We start from the raw sequence: 14,431 nt of genomic DNA on the forward strand, positions 1-14,431 counted from the left end.
CCCAAATGCATCATCCGTTTCGGCCGCAACGGGTGATGCGTCTTTTTATGCCCTATCTGTCAGTTCTTTAACAGTCAGCAATCGTACATAAATGCTAATTTGTCAGTCTTTGCCGTTAACCGCTGTTAAGCCCTAAATATCCTCTGTTAAAAGAGAACAAAAAAGAGTGACAAGCGGAATAACTGAACGTTTTTTGTCGTTATTTTAACGTCGTAATGTTAAACGAAACTTGAATATTAACAATTTAAAGAATAGGAAGAATAGTATGAAACAGACAACAAAAAACATCCTTGGAGTTGCGGCTATCGTGCTCCTGAGCTCTGGAGTGGCTGGATTGACCACTTATAAGATGCTGAATAAGGAAAAGCCTGCCGCATTCAGCGAGTTGTTCCAACAGAACCCCAATAATCTGCTACCGGCGGCTTTCCATGCAACGGATGCCCAGCCTGTGGATTTGACACAAGCAGCGGAGAGTTCGCTCCATGCTGTAGTGCATATACGTGCCACTCAGTTGAGCAAGACTCAGACGGTGCAAGAACAGCCGGATATTTTTGACTTCTTCTTTGGAGACGGTCGTGGACGCCAGCGCCAGATACAGACCCAGCCGCGTGTAGGTTTCGGTTCGGGTGTCATCATCTCCAAAGACGGATATATTGTGACGAACAATCACGTGGTGGAAGGTGCTGATGAAATCACTGTGAAACTGAATGACGACCGTGAGCTGAAAGGACGCATCATCGGTACTGACCCCAGCACGGACTTGGCATTGATTAAGATTGAAGGGGATGACTTCCCGACAATTCCGGTTGGTGACTCCGACCAGTTGAAGGTGGGAGAATGGGTATTGGCAGTAGGTAATCCGTTCAACCTGAACTCTACCGTAACAGCTGGTATCGTCAGTGCAAAAGCCCGTTCCATTGGCTCTTCTGCCTCCAATGGACAAGCTGCAAACATCCAGTCTTTCATTCAGACGGATGCTGCCATCAACCAAGGTAATAGTGGTGGTGCGTTGGTGAATGCCAAAGGCGAGCTGGTTGGTATCAATGCCATGCTTTACTCACCCACGGGTGCTTATTCCGGCTATGGTTTTGCCATCCCTACCAGCATTATGACAAAGGTGGTAGCCGACTTGAAACAGTTTGGTACCGTGCAGCGCGCGCTCCTTGGCATCAAGGGTAGTGATTTGAGCACAGACCTGCAGATGGACGAACGCTGGACCGAAGAACTGAAGAAGAAGGCCGACGAACTTGGTGTGAAAGAGGGTATCTATGTGGCCGAAGTTGTTGAAGGTGGTTCCGCTGCCGGCATCTTGAAGGAAAATGATGTAATCATAGCATTGAACGGCAAGAAGATTCACAAGTTCTCGGATTTGCAGGAAATGCTGGCAAAACACCGTCCGGGCGACAAAGTGAAGGTAACAGTGGTTCGTGACAAGAAGGAAAAGGAATTCGAAATCACGCTGAAGAATGAGCAAGGCACTACGAAGGTAGTGAAGGATGCCGGAATGGAAATCTTGGGTGCAGCCTTCAAGCCCGTATCTTCCGAGCTGAAGAAGCAGTTGAACCTGGGGTACGGTCTGGAAGTTACCGGGGTTACCAATGGTAAGATGGCCGATGCAGGTATTCGCAAGGGCTTCATCATTCTGAAAGCCAACGGAGTGCCGATGAAGACGGTGGACGATTTGGAAAAGGCGATGAAAGAGGCAAGAAAGTCTCCTGAGCAAGGTTTGTTCATCACCGGTATGTTCCCGTCAGGAAAACGTGCAATGTATGCCGTTGATTTGACTCAAGAATAAAAAATAAGGATAGTTAGGTAAGAAGATTGTAATATTAGCTAACAATAGCGAAAAGGGGGTGTCGGTACAATACATACCGGCATCCTTTTTGTTATATAGGATAAGATATAAATAAGGTGAAAAAGTTAGGATGAGATTATTGTAACAAAATAATTTGTCGTACCTTTGCAACCCAAATCTGTATTAGTAAGAATGAGACAACTTAAAATTACAAAAAGTATCACTAACAGAGAGAGCGCTTCTCTTGACAAGTATTTGCAGGAAATCGGTCGCGAAGACCTCATTACTGTTGAAGAGGAAGTGGAGCTCGCTCAGCGCATCCGCAAGGGTGACCGTGTTGCACTGGAGAAATTGACACGTGCCAATCTGCGTTTCGTTGTATCTGTGGCCAAGCAGTACCAAAACCAAGGTTTGAGTTTGCCCGACTTGATTAACGAGGGTAATTTAGGACTGATCAAGGCTGCCGAAAAGTTCGATGAAACACGTGGTTTCAAGTTCATCAGTTATGCAGTATGGTGGATACGTCAGTCCATTCTGCAGGCTTTGGCAGAGCAGTCGCGTATTGTACGTCTTCCGTTGAACCAGGTAGGCTCGCTGAATAAAATCAGCAAGGCCTTCTCCAAGTTCGAGCAGGAAAACGAACGTCGTCCGTCTCCTGAAGAGCTTGCCGATGAACTGGAAATCCCTGTTGACAAAATCTCTGATACGCTGAAGGTGTCCGGCCGTCACATTTCGGTGGACGCACCTTTTGTAGAAGGAGAGGACAACAGCTTGCTCGATGTGCTGGTCAACGACGACTCCCCTATGGCCGACCGCTCTTTGGTGAACGAGTCTCTTGCGAGGGAAATTGATAGAGCTCTTTCTACGTTAACCGATAGGGAAAAAGAAATCATACAGATGTTTTTCGGTATCGGACAGCAGGAAATGACATTAGAGGAAATCGGCGACAAATTCGGCTTGACCCGTGAGCGTGTGCGTCAGATTAAGGAAAAAGCAATCAGAAGATTAAGACAAAGTAATCGTAGTAAATTGCTCAAATCTTATTTGGGATAAATAAGAAATATCAGTTTCCGACAAATAGAAGGAATTAAAAAACCGTACGTCTTTAGTAGGCGTGCGGTTTTTTTTATATCTTTGCCCCATTGATAATTCATAACTTATAACTCATAACTCAATGAAATACGTTCGTATACTTTGTGCCGTAGCTTTGGTTTTTGCGTTGTGTTCGGCTTTTACAATGAAAGATAAGGAAAAGGTTGTATATGCTTTTGGGGTGGCGGCTTCTTTCAATGACTCCATCGTATATTATACAGACATCCAGGTATTGGACAGCGTAGAGCTGGATAAGAATGGATTCTTGCCCAAGCGTGATTTATACACTTACCAGCTCAAGAACTATCTGGAGTACAATCTGAAGAAGCCGGACTATACTTGTATGATTTATTTCTCTGAAAACAGGAAAAAGTTGGAAAAAGAGGCTGTAAAGGTAAAAGGTAAGTATAAGAAGAGTAAGAATATGGTTTTGCAGGTGGTGAAGCCTGAAGCTTTCACATTTGCAAAACCGCAGGAATAAGATTTCAAGTATGAAAACAAAACTATATCTTCTTTTTTTCTTCGTTTTCCCCTTGTTCATGTCGGCGTGTCGTGGTGATGACCCGATACCTGATCCTCCGGTTGATGGGAAACGTACTGTGCTGGTATATATGGCAGCGGATAATAGTATAAATCCATTGGCTAGCTTTACGGATGGGGATTTGGAGGAATTGAAAGCTGGGATGGCTTCAATTGATAATACATCTGATATGCATTTATTGGTGTATATAGATACGGGATCTCCTCGTTTGATTGAAATTGAAAATAAAGGTGGTACTGTTGTTGAAACAATAGTCAAAGAATACGAAGATAGAAATTCATGTGGAGTAGCTGAGACACAAGAGGTATTCAATGATGTGTTTGGGAATTCTTTATATAAAGCGGAAAGTTATGGTTTGATTTATTGGTCGCATGGGGAAGGATGGATACCTACTCCATTGCCTTCTACTCGCTGGATAGGAAATGATAAGACTGGAGGAGGGCATTATATGAATATTGAGGACTTGAAATCGGTATTACAGAATGCCCCTCATTTTGACTTTATTATGTTTGATGCTTGCTTTATGCAGTCGGTGGAAGTCGCGTATGAGTTGCGTGATTGTTGCGATTACTATATTGGTTTCCCTGCTGAGAATCCAGGTCCAGGTGCTGCCTATGATAGAATGTTTCCATTTATATTTCAGAAAGGTGCAGCGGTAGAAATGGCTATTGGGACTTTTGCTGCTTATGATGAAATTTATACTGGAAAAATAGGGAGTAATAGCAATTGGACAATGGGTACTGCTATAGATGTGCTGAAATCTTCTGAGCTTGAGAACTTAGCTGCTGCTACAGCAAATGCTTTGTCGGGAGTGACAGCAGATAGGGAAGTTCTTCGATCATCGGTCTTTGATTATGATCAGCGTAAAGTAGGATCGTCTTATTATGTAGGCTATTATGATTTCGTAGAAATGATGGAAAAACTTGTTGTGGATGAAGTTGTCTTGGATGAATGGAAGCAAGCATATGATGCAGCTTCTGTCTGTTGGAAAAAAACGCCAATGATTTATTCGATGTCTGTTGGTATGTTCTCCATGAAGCGGGCAAATGGGGTTAGCCATTATATACCTTCCACTGCCACTTCTGCTGCTGCTCAAGCTGCTAATGCCGCTTATCGTTCTACTTCATGGTATAGTGCTGTCGGTCTTGCTCGGCTTGGTTGGTAAGCTTATAAAAACTTGCATACTGAACGGATTATTATAGGTGTAAAAACTTGTAATAATCCGTTTTTTTATGCCTATTCTTATTAAAAATGAGTCTTTTAATAATATTTTCCTTTGGAAATTATGTTTTATTGAAAATAACTCTTTTCTTTGCATCATCAAACTTAAAAAACGAAGAATTATGAAATATGTAATCATTGGCGGTGTAGCAGGTGGAGCCACGGCAGCCGCCCGACTGAGAAGAGTGGACGAAATGGCTGAAATCCTTTTATTGGAGAAAGGCCCTTACATCTCGTATGCTAATTGTGGTTTACCTTATTATATAGGTGGAGTGATAGCAGAGCGCGAGAAGCTGCTGGTGCAGACACCCGAATCTTTCGGCAAGCGCTTCCGCATTGATGTGCGTGTGCAGAATGAAGTAATCGCCATCCATCCCAAAAACAAGACCGTTACCATACGCAATGTGGAAGGCAAGGAGTACGACGAAAGCTATGACAAACTTTTGCTTTCTCCCGGTGCCAACCCCGTGAAGCCCCCCTTGGAAGGCATTAATTCCGAAGGCATCTTCACGTTGCGCAATGTAGAAGATACCGACCATATCAAGGCTTATATCTCGGACAAGCAGGTGAAACGCGCCGTGGTGGTAGGTGCCGGTTTCATCGGATTGGAAATGGCGGAGAACCTGCATCATGCCGGTGTTCATGTGTCTGTAGTCGAAATGGGTAATCAGGTGATGGCACCTATCGACTTCTCTATGGCGGCACCTATTCATCAGCATCTGTTGCAGAAAGGCGTCTCTCTCTATCTGGAAGAAGGAGTAACCCATTTCAAGCGTACGGACAACGGAATCACCGTATTCCTGAAAAGCGGAAAGGCCATTCCTGCCGATATGGTGTTACTCTCCATCGGTGTGCGTCCTGCCACTGCATTGGCGCAACAAGCCGGCTTGAAACTGGGCGAGATGGGCGGTATCTGGGTAGACGAACACTTGGAGACTTCCGAAAAAGACATCTATGCTGTGGGCGATGCCATCGAATATCCTCATCCGCTGACCGGAAAGCCCTGGCTCAATTATCTGGCAAATCCTGCCAACCGCCAGGGACGTATCGTTGCTGATAATATGGTGTTTGGCAATACTGTTTCCTACGAAGGAGCTATCGGCACCTCCATTGCCAAAGTATTCGACATGACGGTAGCCTCTACGGGCCTTGCAGCCAAACGCTTGAAGCAGTGGGGCATGGAATATCAAAGCTCGGTGACTCACTCGGCATCTCATGCCGGTTACTATCCGGATGCCCTGCCTTTGACCTTGAAACTGACTTTCCATCCCAAAACCGGTAAACTCTATGGTGCGCAATGTATCGGTTACGAGGGAGTGGACAAGCGAATCGACCAGATAGCCGGACTCATCAAGCGGGGTGGCACAGTCTACGATTTGATGGAGACGGAGCACACGTATGCGCCTCCTTTCTCCTCGGCCAAAGACCCCATCGCTATTGGCGGCTATGTAGCATCGAACATTATCAGCGGTGCTATGCCTGTCATCTCTTGGCGCGAGCTGGTAGAAGAGAAGGATAAAGTGATGCTGATAGATACCCGTACGCCCGAGGAATTCTCTTTCGGCACCATTCCGGGAGCCGTCAATATTCCGTTGGACGAAATGCGCGAGCATTTGGCAGAGATACCTACAGACAAGCCGGTAGTGCTTTTCTGTGCTGTGGGTCTGCGCGGTTATCTGTCCCTGCGCATCCTGATGGGGTGCGGCTATCGCAATGTGCGCAATCTGATAGGTGGTTATAAGACCTACTCCACGGCAACAGCACCTCTGCCGTCTCTATCTGCTCCGGCAGGCGGCGGCTCTTCTTCTTCTTCGGTAGAGGCTGCTACTGATGATGTTCCTGCGGATGCATCAGTGTCCAAGAAGGAAACGTTGAAGATAAATGCTTGCGGTTTGCAATGTCCGGGACCTATCATGCAGGTGAAAAAGGCGATGGATAGCATTGCTGTGGGCGAGCGTGTGGAGATTGTGGCAACCGATGCCGGTTTTGCACGCGATGCTTCTGCCTGGTGTGATACGACGGGAAATAAATTGATAGAGAAGCATGACGAGAAAGGACGCTATACGGTAGTCATCGAGAAAGGTGCTCCGGCTTGTACATCTGCTTCCAATGTTTCCGCAGCCGGGGGTAGGGGAAAGACGCTGATTCTGTTCAGTGACGACCTGGACAAAGCGCTGGCAACCTTCGTACTAGCAAACGGAGCAGCGGCAACGGGACAGAAAGTAACCATTTTCTTCACCTTCTGGGGACTGAACGTCTTGAAGAAAGTGCAGAAACCCAGTGTGCAGAAGGACTTCTTCGGCAAGATGTTCGGCATGATGCTGCCGTCCAGCTCTTTGAAACTGAAGTTGTCGCAGATGAATATGTTTGGCATGGGCAGCCGCATGATGCGCTTCTTGATGAAGCGCAAGGGAGTGGATTCTTTGGAGTCGTTGCGCTCGCAGGCATTGGCGCAGGGAGTGGAATTCATTGCTTGCCAGATGTCTATGGATATGATGGGCATCCAGCACGAAGAACTTCTGGATGAAGTAACCATCGGCGGCGTGGCTACCTATATGGAACGTGCGGACAAGGCAAATGTGAACTTATTTATATAGGAGGACAAGATATGGAGACTTTATGTAAAATCCGTGATGTTTATCGGGCTATTGCCGAGTTCGAGGTGCAGTTTACGCAGATGTATGATTTATCGCTGAATGAAGGAATGCTGTTGTGCACGCTGCTCAATACTCCTAAGCTTACCTCCAGTGAGATAGCCGAGGCACTGGGTTTGTCTGCCTCCAACACTTCAAAGGTCATTCGCTCTGTCGAGGGAAAGAAGCTCATTACCCGTCTGATAGGTAAGGAAGATAAGCGTCAGATGCGTTTTTCTCTTACGACAGAAGGCAAGAACCGGATTTCGGATATTAAGAATGCTACTTTCGAATTGTCGGAGTTGTTGCAGCAGGTAGTTAGCCTCGTATAGTTTTGTGTAAAAGCGAATTAATATCGTGTTTGCAGGAAGTTAATATCCTGCGGACACGATATTTGTTTTTTGTAGGACACGTTATTAACTTCTTGCACGACATGTTGTTAGTATCGTGTATTGCATGCTATAAATTGTTTGTATCTGTTCGTGTGTATTTCTATCTTTTATTACTGAGAAATTTACTAAGAATCTTTAATAATGTCTCTTTCGACAATTTCTTAACTCTTAATCAATTCTTTTCTCTGTTTTAAAAATGAACTTGATTGGAAAAGCCATTCTTTATGAATCGCCTATATACTCAGTCGTATTTCCGTAAAGGAACACAAGCTTGATACCAAAGAAATAAATTGAAACTTTCTATGTCAATTGCCTAATATTATTTTACTTTGCTGTCAAATAGTAAGCAATACAGCGATTGATATGCAGAAATTATTGTCTTTGCCGCCTAATCTGGTGTCGGCATTCTATGAACTGGAAAATGTAGACCGTACGGAATGGTTTTGTACTTCCGACCCGGTGGGAATGAAACTTGGCTCGGGTGGGGGAACTACCTGGCTCTTGAGAGAATGGCAGAAGGAACGGGATAGGAAGTATTGGGCGGAGGAGCGTATTCCAACAGAAAAGTGCATTCCAACAGAGAAAAGCATTCCAATAGAGAAGCGTATTCTGCTGCATGCCGGAGGACAAAGCCGTCGTTTACCGGGATATGCACCGTCGGGCAAGATATTGACCCCGATTCCGGTGTTTCGCTGGGCGCGTGGACAAAAACTGGGACAGAATTTATTATCCCTTCAACTCCCACTTTACGAAAAGATAATGGAGCGGGCTCCCGAAAGACTGCGTACGCTGATTGCCAGTGGTGACGTATATATCCGTGCGGAAAAGCCGCTTCAAGAGATTCCCGATGCAGATGTGGTGTGCTATGGACTGTGGGTAGACCCGTTGCTCGCCACACATCATGGTGTGTTTATCTCGGACCGGAATCAACCGGAATCCTTGGATTTCATGCTTCAGAAACCCTCTCTGGAAGAATTGGAAAACCTCTCCAAGACACATCTCTTTTTAATGGATATCGGCATCTGGCTATTGAGCGACCGGGCCGTTGACTTGCTGATGAAACGTTCGCAGAAGGCAGATGGGGCTTTGGACGTGGATACGCCATATTCCGACTTGAAATACTATGACTTGTATGCTGACTTTGGCTTGTCCTTAGGAAATCATCCCCGTATTGAGGATGAAGAGCTGAATAGCCTCTCCGTCGCCATATTGCCTTTGCCCGGAGGCGAATTCTACCATTATGGAACAAGCCGCGAACTGTTGTCTTCAACCGTCACCTTACAGAATAAGGTCTACGACCAGCGCCAGATTATGCACCGGAAGTTGAAGCCCAATCCGGCCATCTTTGTGCAGAATGCAGAAGTGCATCTCCCCCTTACTCCGAAGAACGACAGTCTTTGGATTGAAAATAGCTTTGTTGGGGCTTCTTGGCGGCTGGGGGCACGGCAGATTATCACGGGTGTTCCCAAGAATGACTGGAGGCTGACCATTCCAGACGGTATCTGCATTGATATAGTTCCGCTTGCCGACCAGCGCTGGGCAGTACGCCCCTATGGTTTTGACGATACTTTTAAGGGGGATATTCGGGATGAAAAGACACTGTTCCTTGGAATGTCGTTTTCGGAATGGCTGGCTGAACGGGAATTGTCGGTGGAAGACATCACCGGCAGAAAAGAGGACCTGCAGGCTGCTGCCATCTTCCCGGTTGTGGAAGATAAAGAGCAGATGGGGACAGTGCTTCGATGGATGGTTTCCGAACCGGGCTTGACGGAAGGAAAGGCTGTCTGGCTGGAAAGTCGTCGGTTGTCCGCCGACGAAATTTCAGCACAAGCCGACTTGCGTCTGCTGTATGCACAGCGGGAGAGCTTCTGCAAAGGAAACTGGGAAGTGCTGGCACGCAACCATGCAAAGAGTGTATTCTATCAACTCGACTTGATGGATGTGGCCGGTGAATTCCATAAATTCGGCATTGACAAGCCGGAAGTGTTGCCGACAGATGCCTCGCTGATGCAGCGTATCCATAACCGGATGCTGCGTGCACAGATTGAGAAGCTGGACGGAAGGGACTTCAAGGCAGACGAGCAGGCCGCATTCAACTTGTTGCGCGAAGGATTGCTGACTGATTTGTATGAACGCAAGAGTAGTCCTCGCCTGAATGTGTATAGTGACCAGATTGTATGGGGGCGTAGCCCCGTACGCATAGATATGGCGGGAGGATGGACGGACACTCCGCCTTACTCCTTGTTTGCCGGTGGGAGTGTGGTGAATATTGCCATTGAACTGAACGGGCAGCCGCCTTTACAAGTGTACATCAAACCTTGCGCGGAGCATCGCATCGTGTTGCGCTCCATTGATATGGGAGCCATGGAGGTGGTGAATACTTTTGAGGAATTGCAATCCTATTGCATGATAGGTTCCCCCTTTTCCATTCCCAAAGCAGCATTGGCGCTGGCCGGGTTTGTTCCGGCTTTTTCAGAAACGGCTTATCCTTCGCTGGAAAAACAACTGGAAGCCTTCGGCACAGGTATAGAGATTACATTGCTTTCTGCCATACCTGCAGGTTCCGGTCTGGGCACAAGCTCCATTTTGGCTTCTACTGTCTTGGGTTCATTGAGTGACTTTTGCGGACTGATGTGGGATAAGAACGAAATATGCCGCCGTACGCTTGCCCTGGAACAGTTGCTGACGACCGGTGGCGGTTGGCAAGACCAATACGGTGGGGTACTGCAAGGTATCAAACTGTTGCAGACGGAGGCTGGATTTGCCCAGCAGCCATTGGTACGCTGGTTGCCCGAGCATTTGTTTACCCATCCGGAATACCGCGATTGCCATCTGCTGTATTATACGGGCATTACGCGTACAGCCAAGGGCATCCTTGCAGAAATAGTACGCTCCATGTTCCTCAACTCTTCCCTGCACCTGGGGTTATTAGAAGAGATGAAAGCACATGCCTTGGATATGGCCGAAGCCATTCAACGGAATGACTTCAAGAGTTTCGGAACACTGGTAGGCAAGACATGGATGCAGAAGAAGGCACTGGACAGTGGAACAAATCCTCCTGCCGTAGAGGACATCATCCGTCAGATAAAAGACTATACCTTAGGATATAAACTGCCGGGAGCCGGTGGGGGAGGTTATCTGTATATGGTGGCTAAGGATCCGCAGGCAGCCCTGCGCATCCGTGAGACCTTGACGCTGAATGTACCGAATCCGAGAGCCAGGTTCGTAGAAATGTCACTCTCGGATAAGGGATTCCAGGTGTCGCGGAGCTGAAATTCATCATTCATGATGATACGGCCCCCCGTTCAGTATGGTCATCGCCCGGTAGAGTTGCTCCACAAAGATGAGGCGCACCATCTGATGGGAAAAGGTCATGCGTGAGAGGGACATCTTCTCGTGTGCCGCTTCGTACACTTTGGGGGAGAATCCGTAAGGGCCTCCGATAATAAATACCAGCCGTTTGTTCACGGTATTCATCTTGCGCTTCATATAGTCTGCAAACTCTATGGAGCGCATTTCTTTTCCACCTTCGTCCAGCAGTACGACCACATCTCCCGGCTGGAGAGCTTTCAATATCAGTTCCCCTTCCTTTTCCTTCTGCACTTCCATGGAGAGGCTCTTGGTGTTTTTCAGTTCGGGGATGACTTCCATCTCGAATGAGAGATAACGCTTGGTACGTTGCACATAGTCGTTGATGGCTGTTATAAAGTGTTGTTCTACAGTTCGTCCTACAACGAGCAGAGTAGTTTTCATACTGGTTCTGTTTTGATTAGCGCACAAATTTAGCATTTTTTTATTGTATTTTGAGACAAATGCTTACCTTTGCCTATCATAAATACTTGTGAAAATGAAAAAACGGGTAATCTTTTTGTTGACCGGTCTCTTCATTTGGACGTCTGTGCTGCTGGCTCAGAATGTTCCCGAGGGAGTGATTGGAGCCTTCAAGGAAGGAAACTCTCAGGAGCTCAACAAGTATCTGGGTGACAAGGTCGATTTAATCATTCAGAATAAGTCGACCCACGCCGACAAGCGGACGGCAGAGGGCACAATGGCTGCTTTCTTCTCCAACCACAAGGTCGGCAGTTTTAATGTGAACCATCAGGGGAAGCGCGATGAGTCCGGTTTCGTCATCGGTACCTTGATGACCGCAAATGGAAACTTTCGGGTGAATTGTTTCTTCAGAAAAGTACAGAGCAAATATGTCATACATCAAATAAGGATAGATAAAACAGATGAATAAGGAAGAAGAATTGATTGACAGGCTGATAGACCTGGCTTTCGCCGAAGATATAGGCGATGGAGACCATACAACCCTTTCGTGCATTCCTGCTACGGCAATGGGCAAATCCAAACTGTTGATAAAAGAACCGGGCATCCTGGCCGGTATCGAGATAGCAAAGGAGGTGTTCCGCCGTTTCGATCCTACCATGAAGGTGGAAGTGTTCATTAATGACGGTACAGCCGTAAAGCCTGGTGATGTGGCCATGATTGTGGAAGGCAAGATACAGTCTTTGTTGCAAACGGAGCGTCTGATGCTGAACATCATGCAGCGCATGAGTGGCATTGCCACCATGACACATAAGTATGCCGAGCAACTGAAAGGTACGAATACCCGTGTACTCGATACCCGCAAGACTACTCCGGGCATGCGTATCCTCGAGAAAATGGCAGTGAAAATCGGTGGCGGTGTAAACCACCGTATCGGCTTGTTCGATATGATTTTGCTGAAAGACAACCATGTGGACTTTGCGGGAGGCATCGACAAGGCCATCAACCGTGCGAAGGAATATTGCAAGGGAAAAGGCAAGGACCTCAAGATAGAAATAGAAGTGCGCAACTTCGACGAATTGCAGCAGGTGCTCGACCTGGGCGGTGTAGACCGTATCATGTTCGACAACTTTACGCCGGCAATGACAAAGAAGGCCGTAGAGATGGTAGGCGGCCGCTATGAAACGGAATCTTCCGGCGGCATCACGTTTGATACGCTCCGCGACTATGCCGAATGCGGTGTAGACTTTATCTCAGTCGGTGCGCTGACCCATTCTGTGAAGGGATTGGATATGAGTTTTAAAGCATGTTGACAAAGGCAGAACGCGTTATTGCAGAATAATAAGGAAAGCCTCTCATAAAGAATGCTGCATTAAGGCAGATTTATGAGAGGCTTTCTCTTGATAACCGGTAGAGTAATGGCACCCGGAAAAACAGATGGTGTATTTGGGAGAAACAGATGGTCTGTTTGGGGCAGATAGATGATGCGTTTGGCTGTAACGGATGATGTGTTTCAATGGATAAATAGCGTAGGAAGGTATGAAAAACATAACATGGAATAAAGTAAAAACAACTGTCAAAGGTTGGCAAGTGGGAGACTACATCCGGCAGACTTCCATTGTGGTGATTGGTGTACTGATTACCTTTGCCGGTAGTGAGTTGGTTACTCAAAACTCCGAGAAGAAAGATATTCAAGCCACCATGTCGCTGATTAGGGATGAACTGAAAAGCAACCGGGAGAATTATGAGAGTATCGTTTCAGAGTTTAGAGAGGATGAACGTCTTTCCAGCTTATTGGTGGAGTATGATTTAAAGCATCGGACGATACCGGAAGATTCATTGATACAGTTCCGCTTTCTTATGGGGCATATCCGCAGTTTTTATTATAGTCAGAATGCATTGGATATACTTAAAAACTCCATGTTGATGCAGAAGATTTCAGATAAAGAGCTACTGTTGCAGTTGACCGGAATCTATGAGGTATTGGATGGATTTAGGGCGACTATGAATGGCTATTACGATATGAAGGACGAAATTATGGTTCCTTTCCATTTGGCATTGACTGATGAACAGACGGACCAGATAAATCGTGGAGGATATGAGGCGTGGGATATTTACTTGTCGGACAGGTCGGTACGGAACTTTGTCAGGGTAGCGCGGAACTATTTTACGCCGGACTATGTAGAACGTGTGGGAAAACGTATAGACGAGGCAATACAAGCGCTTGAGAAAAAGTATCATTTAGAATGAAAAGATATGGGAAAGACAAGCTTTAACAGGTTGAACCATAAGATAAAAAGCTGGCGCATAGGTGATTATTTCCGTCAGTTCAGTATTGTGGCTGCGGGCATCATTGTCACTTTCTGGGGAAACGACCGGATTACCGAGAACGCCCGCCAAAAGGAAGTGCGTGCTACGATGCAGCTGATAACGGAAGAGTTGGAATATAATAAGCAGGAGCTCCGTAATATAAAGCACTTGTTGGATATTGACATACACATGAGTCTGCTGTTGAAGGAACATGATATGGATGTATCCAAGATACCGACAGATACTCTGTGGAAGTATGGCAAGCTTTTCAATAATATGGATGAATTCTCTTATAGGACAGATGCGCTGGATGTGCTGAAAGGTTCTTCATTGATGCAGTATATACCGGACAAACGTATGTTGCAGGATGTATTGCAGACTTATTTTGAGTTGGGCAGGAAACAGAGGGATGTCGGTGATTACTATGCAACGAAAACAGATGCTCTTATGAGTGCTGCCATGTCCAGGGAGTTGGCGCATGTTTTTGATGGTGACGACAGTCTTCGGGACCAGGCCTTGTTTCTTGTGCAGTATAAGAAATTTATCAATTACGTCAACATGGTTCCCGGTTTTCTGTATTGGCATGAATTTGATGAATTGGATGAAAGGCTGGCCAAGCAGATTCAAGTATTGAAAGCCAAATATAAGTAATCTCCGTTCTTTAACATCTTTTTATATT

Annotated in this window: 12 protein-coding genes; 11 read left to right on the forward strand and 1 reads right to left on the reverse strand. The window is 46.3% G+C overall.

The annotated features are described in order from the left end of the window. Window positions 1–265: 265 nt before the first annotated feature. From DW800_RS03820 to DW800_RS03850, 7 genes are all read left to right on the forward strand, one after another. Complete coding sequence (locus DW800_RS03820) at window positions 266–1,795, forward strand: Do family serine endopeptidase (protein WP_005831283.1); 1,530 nt, start codon at window positions 266–268, stop codon at window positions 1,793–1,795. Window positions 1,796–1,987: 192 nt separating this feature from the next. Then, window positions 1,988–2,848, forward strand: coding sequence for an RNA polymerase sigma factor RpoD/SigA (locus DW800_RS03825; protein ID WP_002561589.1), 861 nt, complete (start codon window positions 1,988–1,990; stop codon window positions 2,846–2,848). A gap of 121 nt (window positions 2,849–2,969) precedes the next feature. Further along, entirely contained in the window at window positions 2,970–3,368 is a 399-nt protein-coding gene (locus DW800_RS03830; RefSeq protein WP_119957826.1) for a hypothetical protein, read from the forward strand. A 10-nt stretch (window positions 3,369–3,378) separates the two neighbouring features. After that, complete coding sequence (locus DW800_RS03835) at window positions 3,379–4,593, forward strand: clostripain-related cysteine peptidase (protein ID WP_119957827.1); 1,215 nt, start codon at window positions 3,379–3,381, stop codon at window positions 4,591–4,593. Between the two features lie 178 nt (window positions 4,594–4,771). Then, window positions 4,772–7,246, forward strand: a complete 2,475-nt coding sequence (locus tag DW800_RS03840) for an FAD-dependent oxidoreductase (protein WP_005832282.1) — start codon at window positions 4,772–4,774, stop codon at window positions 7,244–7,246. An 11-nt stretch (window positions 7,247–7,257) separates the two neighbouring features. Next, window positions 7,258–7,614, forward strand: a complete 357-nt coding sequence (locus tag DW800_RS03845; RefSeq protein ID WP_005832281.1) for a MarR family transcriptional regulator — start codon at window positions 7,258–7,260, stop codon at window positions 7,612–7,614. A 423-nt stretch (window positions 7,615–8,037) separates the two neighbouring features. After that, the gene (locus DW800_RS03850; protein ID WP_243634900.1) at window positions 8,038–10,947 is read left to right on the forward strand and encodes a bifunctional fucokinase/fucose-1-phosphate guanylyltransferase; all 2,910 of its coding nucleotides are present in this window, start codon (window positions 8,038–8,040) and stop codon (window positions 10,945–10,947) included. A gap of 6 nt (window positions 10,948–10,953) precedes the next feature. Here the strand turns inward: DW800_RS03850 and rlmH are convergent, their stop codons facing one another. Continuing rightward, the gene (rlmH, locus tag DW800_RS03855; protein WP_005831223.1) at window positions 10,954–11,427 is read right to left on the reverse strand and encodes a 23S rRNA (pseudouridine(1915)-N(3))-methyltransferase RlmH; all 474 of its coding nucleotides are present in this window, start codon (window positions 11,425–11,427) and stop codon (window positions 10,954–10,956) included. Between the two features lie 94 nt (window positions 11,428–11,521). On the opposite strand from rlmH, the gene DW800_RS03860 reads away from it, so the two are divergent. From DW800_RS03860 to DW800_RS03875, 4 genes are all read left to right on the forward strand, one after another. Next, the gene (locus DW800_RS03860; protein ID WP_009038259.1) at window positions 11,522–11,914 is read left to right on the forward strand and encodes a DUF4783 domain-containing protein; all 393 of its coding nucleotides are present in this window, start codon (window positions 11,522–11,524) and stop codon (window positions 11,912–11,914) included. After that, the gene (gene nadC, locus DW800_RS03865) at window positions 11,907–12,755 is read left to right on the forward strand and encodes a carboxylating nicotinate-nucleotide diphosphorylase (RefSeq protein WP_005831220.1); all 849 of its coding nucleotides are present in this window, start codon (window positions 11,907–11,909) and stop codon (window positions 12,753–12,755) included. Before DW800_RS03860 ends, nadC begins: the two co-directional genes overlap by 8 nt. A 226-nt stretch (window positions 12,756–12,981) precedes the next feature. Next, entirely contained in the window at window positions 12,982–13,692 is a 711-nt protein-coding gene (locus DW800_RS03870) for a hypothetical protein (protein WP_005831218.1), read from the forward strand. Window positions 13,693–13,698: 6 nt separating this feature from the next. Further along, window positions 13,699–14,403: a hypothetical protein gene (locus DW800_RS03875; protein WP_016274373.1), complete on the forward strand. Its 705-nt coding sequence runs from the start codon at window positions 13,699–13,701 to the stop codon at window positions 14,401–14,403. The last annotated feature ends 28 nt before the right edge of the window (window positions 14,404–14,431 follow it).

Source organism: Bacteroides sp. AM32-11AC, from assembly GCF_003603515.1.
Taxonomy (GTDB): domain Bacteria; phylum Bacteroidota; class Bacteroidia; order Bacteroidales; family Bacteroidaceae; genus Bacteroides; species Bacteroides uniformis.